Origin of the sequence: Streptomyces sp. NPDC006393, from assembly GCF_040628575.1 — a bacterium.
Classification (GTDB): Bacteria; Actinomycetota; Actinomycetes; order Streptomycetales; family Streptomycetaceae; genus Streptomyces.
This window is the reverse complement of record NZ_JBEXZD010000216.1, coordinates 1-2,309: the sequence shown is the minus strand read 5'-3', so window position 1 is coordinate 2,309 and position 2,309 is coordinate 1. Positions and strand designations below refer to the sequence as shown.

The 2,309-nt window shown below is 35.0% G+C and carries 2 protein-coding genes and 1 pseudogene; all 3 read right to left on the bottom strand.

Translation table 11 applies throughout. The annotated features are described in order from the left end of the window. Window positions 1-1,116 (bottom strand): Tm-1-like ATP-binding domain-containing protein (locus ABZ484_RS38610; RefSeq protein ID WP_358870618.1); only part of this gene is annotated, 1,116 nt, incomplete at its 3' end. Between the two features lie 82 nt (window positions 1,117-1,198). Further along, window positions 1,199-1,537, bottom strand: coding sequence for an AraC family transcriptional regulator (locus ABZ484_RS38605; RefSeq protein ID WP_358870619.1), 339 nt, complete (start codon window positions 1,535-1,537; stop codon window positions 1,199-1,201). A 42-nt stretch (window positions 1,538-1,579) separates the two neighbouring features. Beyond that, window positions 1,580-2,230 (bottom strand): annotated as a pseudogene (locus tag ABZ484_RS38600) (phosphoenolpyruvate hydrolase family protein); the annotation flags it as partial. Window positions 2,231-2,309: the final 79 nt, after the last annotated feature.

Sequence of the window (2,309 nt, the reverse complement as noted above, 5' to 3'; positions counted from 1 at the left end):
CCACCGGATGCCGCCGTGGCGGACGACAGGCCCCTCCGCCGGGGAGATCACCGCCCGTCCGCTCCGGGACGGCGCTTTATCTATAGCAGAAATACCCTTAACTGGTATTACTAAAGCAGTATTTGTATCTGCCTTGTTCAATTTTTCAGCTATTTTGTGTCCTATTTTTATATTTTCTTCTACCGTTGTTCTCATTAGTGTCACTGAAGGGTTATGTTGATATAACAATCTATTTTTATATTGTTCGGGAACTGTTTCTTTAGGACCAAAATTCACCATATCTAACGCCCCTAATGAAACTACTTGAGGTATATTATTTTCTATAGCAGCATCTAAGCGTGATTCACCTGCAGATAATACACCACCACATAACTGGTCTGCCCATTCTGTTGTTGTTAAATCTAACACTCCTTCAAAGTAACCACTTCGAATCAAATCCTCCATAGCTTTGCCACCTGTACCTGTTGCATGAAATATAACAACTTCATAACCGTGCTGTTCTAGTATTTCCGTTGCCTGAGTCACAACAGGTGTAGTTACACCAAACATACTTGCTGCAATCAATGGTTTGTCTTCGTTGAAATCAAGTTCATAATCAGACAACATCCCTCCCAGAGCATTGATAGCATTCATGAAAATTTGTTTTGAAATTTTATTTAAACCTGCTATGTCTACTATGGACGGCATCATAAATATATCTGAAGTACCTACGTATTGGGAGATGTCGCCAGAAGTCATAGTAGATACCATTACTTTAGGTATTCCTATAGGTAATTCTTTCATACCAGCAGTTGCTATAGCAGTTCCACTAGATCCTCCCAATGATATTACACCATCAAACTTCTGTGCTTCGAATAATTTTAATAATAGTGATTGCATACCTTTGGCTAACATATCCGTAGCATACGCTCTATCCGACTTTCTGATTAATTCCGTTATGTCTACATCTACTTCATCTAAAACCTGTTGATTTGTAATATCTACTGAAATTAACGAATCATACACGCCTGTATGAATCATTAGTGTGTTAAAACCGAGTCTTTCAATTTCATCCTTAACATAGCTAAATTCTTTTGCTTTTGTATCAAATGTACCAATAATTGCGACTGTTTTCATTTATACTACACCCCCCTTTTAAATGAACTATCAAGGATATTGTAGCGCTTTCATTAATTGATAAACATGTGTTTAAGTATTCTCAATTTGTTGTTTTGTAATGAGTAGGTGACAATCCATATTTTTGCTTAAATAGTTTACTAAAATGTGCATAATCATTGTAACCAACCGAATCTGCAATTTCTTTAACCGACTGATTTGTATTAAGCAACATATGTTCAGCTCTGGCTAAGCGGTACATCACTAAATATTCTTTAAATGATTTACCTATGACTTGTTTAAATAATTTACTCAAATAAGGGCGTGATATATATAAAATGTCAGCAAGTTCATTTAAAGAAATATATTCATAATAATGTTGATGAATGTATGCTTGCACAAAATCAATATACTCTTCAGGACTTTTATCCTTCTTATTCATAAACGAAATCATATGTTCGTCACTTGAATATTTAAAGTTATCAATTGCTACTTTTAAGCCTTCTTCAGTAGGAATACGTTCAAATAATGAACCTCCAATATAACCATTAATAAATTCATTCTGATCACATAAATATTGAAAATCTTGTTGAGTTTTAATAGGTCCGCCATATAGCATAATCATTTTTTCTTGGAGAATACCTTCATTAAATGAGTGAAATATTTGTTGAATCAAATGATTTGTATATTGAAGTGATTTAATTTGTTTTGTTCCCAAATCACCTCCAACTGACAACCCAAGATGTAAACATATGATATCAGCTCCCGCATCAAGCATTTGTTTAGTTTGAATTTCATTAAAAACAAATGCAGTAGTAAACATTCCCTTTTGTTTGGCTATCCTAATTGCCCTAACTTCTTGATCGTAACCTAAATTATTTTCTTCTAAATAATTTCTAAATTGACCATCAATCAAACCAACCGTTGGATAATTATTAATACCAAATATACCTCTATCCTTTAAACACGAAATAAAATTTTCTATATTAATAGTAGGATCCGTTGCCATTAAACCAAAAATGATTGGAGTATCTATTTTTTTAGTAGCAATGTCTCTATCAAATATAGACAAATTCAAATCATTACTGTTTGATGCAGCTAAGTATGCTCCTAAAGAACTCACTCCTCTGTTTCGAAAAACCGGCGACCCGCACGGAACTCGCCGAGCTCATCGACGCGGAGAACGTGAAGGAGCTCGCCGCGCGCTTCGCCGG

Excerpts from the sequence above, each read along its gene's own strand:
- ABZ484_RS38605 (WP_358870619.1), bottom strand. The coding sequence starts at position 1,537 with ATGAATAAGAAGGATAAAAGTCCTGAAGAGTATATTGATTTTGTGCAA.